Annotated in this window: 5 protein-coding genes; 2 read left to right on the top strand and 3 right to left on the bottom strand. The window is 59.3% G+C overall.

From position 1 onward, the window contains the following. Positions 1 to 591: sulfite exporter TauE/SafE family protein (locus PROAA_RS16375; protein ID WP_186412376.1), on the bottom strand; the 591-nt coding region annotated here is incomplete at its 3' end. 97 nt (positions 592 to 688) lie between these two features. Between PROAA_RS16375 and PROAA_RS16370 the strand changes: the two genes are divergently transcribed. Both PROAA_RS16370 and PROAA_RS16365 read left to right on the top strand, forming a co-directional pair. Further along, positions 689 to 946 (top strand): SemiSWEET transporter, encoded by a 258-nt coding sequence (locus PROAA_RS16370; protein WP_186412375.1) that lies wholly within the window; start codon positions 689 to 691, stop codon positions 944 to 946. A gap of 133 nt (positions 947 to 1,079) precedes the next feature. Continuing rightward, a complete protein-coding gene (locus PROAA_RS16365) occupies positions 1,080 to 1,775 on the top strand; it encodes a DUF3334 family protein (RefSeq protein WP_186412374.1) in 696 nt (231 codons plus the stop codon). A gap of 25 nt (positions 1,776 to 1,800) precedes the next feature. On the opposite strand, the gene PROAA_RS16360 is transcribed toward PROAA_RS16365, so the two are convergent. Both PROAA_RS16360 and PROAA_RS16355 read right to left on the bottom strand, forming a co-directional pair. Then, positions 1,801 to 2,796, bottom strand: a complete 996-nt coding sequence (locus tag PROAA_RS16360; protein ID WP_186412373.1) for a 1-phosphofructokinase family hexose kinase — start codon at positions 2,794 to 2,796, stop codon at positions 1,801 to 1,803. A gap of 82 nt (positions 2,797 to 2,878) precedes the next feature. Next, positions 2,879 to 3,878 (bottom strand): transketolase-like TK C-terminal-containing protein (locus PROAA_RS16355; RefSeq protein ID WP_281182282.1); only part of this gene is annotated, 1,000 nt, incomplete at its 5' end.

Raw genomic sequence — 3,878 nt, 5'->3', positions numbered from 1 at the left:
GATGTAGCCGAGGGAACTGCCGATGGCGATCGGGAAGCCTATCGCCGCAGAGGTTCCGATCGCGTTTTGTACGCGCACATTGCACCAGGTCAGGAAGGGAACGGTCAACGAGCCGCCGCCGATGGCTACCAGTGCCGACACAGCGCCAATGCCCGAACCGACGGCAAAAACGCCGCCGGCCCCCGGCAACTCACGCGAGGCTTTGGGTTTCAGGTCGAGAACCAGTTGCAAGGCAACCAGACAGACAAAGGCTGTAAAAAACAGCGCTAGGGGTTTCGCCGGCACTTTAGACGCAAACAGCGTGCCGAGCAGGGTGCCGAAGAGGATTCCCGGTGTAATCTGGATGACCACTTTCCAGAGTACGGCGCCGTGCTGATGGTGCGTGCGCAGGCTCGAAATCGAGGTAAACAGGATCGTCGCGACGGATGTGCCGAGCGCCAGATGCAATACTTCATTTGGCGGGAACACTGCCTGTGCGGCAAACATCATGGCCAGCATCGGCACCATCACCAGCCCGCCGCCAATCCCCAGCAGGCCGGCAAAAAATCCGGCAAAAAGGCCCAGTCCGATATACGCTAACCACCAGCTCACATGAATCTCCCTTCAGACGGGATTGTAGCTTGCCAGGGCGTATGACTCGCAGGCGACGGCCGGGCTGATCCACAATTTGCGCGAAAATAGGTGCTCGATGAATACCACGGCTTCCGCAGTCGGCTACGCCGCCGCCATCCTTACAACTATCTCCTTTGTGCCGCAGGTTCTAAAGGTCTGGCGAACGCGCTCGGCAAGAGACGTTTCGCTCGGCATGTATTCCTTGTTTACGCTGGGTATCTTCATCTGGCTTGTTTACGGCGTTCTCATCGAGTCGTGGCCGGTAATTCTGGCCAACTTCATCACCCTGGTACTGGCGGGTATGGTATTGGCCATGAAGCTGAAATTCGGGTGACGACGAAGTTTCAACATCAAAAAGCGGGTATCCGTATTCTGCAATTACAGTCAATTTTTGCATCGGATGCCTATCCAGTCGGGAGCTATGATATACATACGCCATTCTTCCTGATCAGGGGCCTTGCAGAATCATGAGTACACCAGAAAACCCCGTCGTATTTGGCACCGAAGACATCCTGTTGAGTCTGTGCAATTCTGTGACCAGGGTTCTGACTGCGGCCACCCAGAGCCAGATTCACTTTTCCGGCATGGTCCAGCGGATCACCAAGACCTGCCTGAAGCCGGATATCGGCTGCTTCGTACTGTTCGACGGAGGCTTTTCCGGCCTCGTGGTGATCAACTTCTCGTCCCAGGCCGCTATGGAACTGTATGAGAGCTACATGCTGAATATGGGTATGTCGAAAGCAGAACTGGCCAGCTCGCACACCTCCGATGAGGTCAGCAACGTCATGGGGGAGCTGATGAACCAGATCGTCGGCGACTTCACCGGCAAGGTGTCGCGTGAATTGCAAACGCACATCACGCAGAACCAACCCAAGATGCTCGTCCTGTCCAAGCAGGTGATGCTCAGCGTAGATACCAATCTCGATAAACCCGAAGCCCGCCGCGTCACTTTCTACACCGGTCGCAACAACATTTTCTACCTGGAACTGGCCATCGACCGGACCGAATTCATCAAGCTGTTTGATTTCGAGGCGCCGGAGGACAACGATCCAGACGAGTTGATTGCACAGGCTAACGCGGCGTCAGCACTAGGCTCCGCGCGCCCACCCCAGCCGTCGCAGTCCAAAGACCAGGACGACTTTCTCGATTCCCTCGGGATGTAAAGGGCAAGTCGATTCCGACAGAGGGCTAGTCGCTGTAAGCCTTGAATGACCCTTCAAGGAATCCGGGGCGAGCGGTTCGCGCATTGGACTGGGCGCAGGCAGTAGCAAATTCAATCGCTTTTTCCAGCGCCTCCATGGGAGTGCTTTCCCATGTGGACGGCCAGTCGGTCTTCAGCAACTGTGCCAACATGCCGGCAAGAAAAGTGTCGCCGGAACCGATAGGGTTGATGACCTCCCCCGCAGTGAGGGGGGGCACCGGCAGGACTCGCATACTCCCGTCCCGAATGAGCAGCGTGCTCTTGGCGCCGCGGGTCAGGACGAAGCTTGTTACGAAATCCCTCGACACTTCGGTAATGGCCTTCGTGAGGTCGGGTGAAACATCCGTTTCAGCCAGCGCGCCGCTGTGTTCCCGGACCTTGAACCGGTCAGCAAGAAAGGTCGCAACGAATTCGGCGAGATTGATCTTGACTACGGCAGGTCGGGCGATGACGGCGTCACGAAGGTCGGGGCCCTGCATGTCCAGAATGACGGGCACTCCGGATTCCGTTGCCATACGGGCCAGACGAGCAGGGTACCCCGCCGGATAGCCGGGCGCCCTGGATCCGGCAACGACCAGGGCGCTTGCTGACGGCAACAGGTCCTCAACGGTCTTGGTCATGGCGATAACGCAGGATTTATCCACCGTAGAGGAGGGTTCGACGAGCTCGGTCACCCGGTGTCCGGATGCGCCTGTAGCTTCCACGATCGACGTGCAGGTGCGCAGGCGTCCGGAGGAAGGTATGAGCCGCAGATCCAGTCCTTCCAACCGGGCAAGCGCGGCGGGCTCGTCAGCATTGCTTCCGCCTTGAGCCAGGCACAAGGCGCCGACACCCAATCGCTGCAGTGCGCGACAGACGTTGACCCCCTTGCCGGCAACGTCGACTGTCACTTCGCTCAGCCGATTGACTTCCCCCGGAATCAGCGTGTCGATAGAAACCGTGTGCTGGAGTCCGGGGCTCAGGCAAATGCAGATGACGGACATGGTTCTGGAAACCGTTGTTGAACGTAAAAGACCCGGCGCGAACGTCGGGTCTCGATTATGGCAATGCCATTGCCAAGTGCGATCAGCCGGTGATCACGCGCTCGACTGCCTCGGCCACCTTGGCGGCCGTGATGCCGAGGAATTCGAAGACCTGGCTTGCAGGGCCGCACTCGCCGAAGCGATCGATACCGACTACGGCACCTTCCAGTCCGACGTACTGGCGCCAGTAGCCGGTGACGCCCGCTTCGACGGCAACGCGCGGCACACCACGCGGCAATACCGAGTCGCGGTAAGCCGCCTTCTGCTGCTCAAAAACGAAGCTCGAAGGCATGGAAACGACGCGAGCGGCGATTCCCTTTTCGGCAAGCGATTTCTGGGCGGCTACCGCCAGGCTCACTTCGGAGCCGGTGGCGATGATCACTGCTTGCGGTGTGCCGACCGCCTCCTTGAGTACATAGCCTCCGCGGCGAATGGCCTTGATCTGCTCGGCGTCGCGAGGTTGATGGGGAAGATTTTGACGCGTCAGGATCAGCGCGGTCGGCGTGGTGCGGTGTTCGATGGCGATCTGCCAGGCGACGAAGGTTTCCACGCTGTCGCAGGGGCGCCACACATCCAGGTTCGGCATCATGCGCAGGGTGGCGGTCTGCTCGATCGGCTGGTGCGTCGGGCCGTCTTCGCCGACACCAACGGAGTCGTGCGAGAAGACATAGATCGGATTGATGCGCATCAGCGCGGCCATGCGGATGGCGTTTCGCGCGTATTCGGAGAACATCAGGAAGGTGCCGCCGAAAGGACGCAGGCCGCCGTGCAGTAGCATGCCGTTCATGACTACCGCCATGCCAAATTCGCGCACGCCGTAGTGGATGTAATTGCCGCCTTCGGCCATGGCTTCGGCGTGCAGGGTTCGACAGCCTTTCCACAATGTGAGATTGGAGCCGGAAAGGTCGGCGGAACCGCCGACGAACTCCGGCATCAGCGGGGCCAGCGCCTGAATGGCGTTCTGCGACGACTTGCGTGTGGCGATCGCTTCACCCTTGGCAGCAATGTCCTGCAGGGTTTCGGCCGTCTTGGACGCGAATTCG

Source organism: Candidatus Propionivibrio aalborgensis (assembly GCF_900089945.1).
GTDB lineage: Bacteria > Pseudomonadota > Gammaproteobacteria > Burkholderiales > Rhodocyclaceae > Propionivibrio > Propionivibrio aalborgensis.
This window is presented reverse-complemented; position numbering and strand designations above follow the sequence as displayed.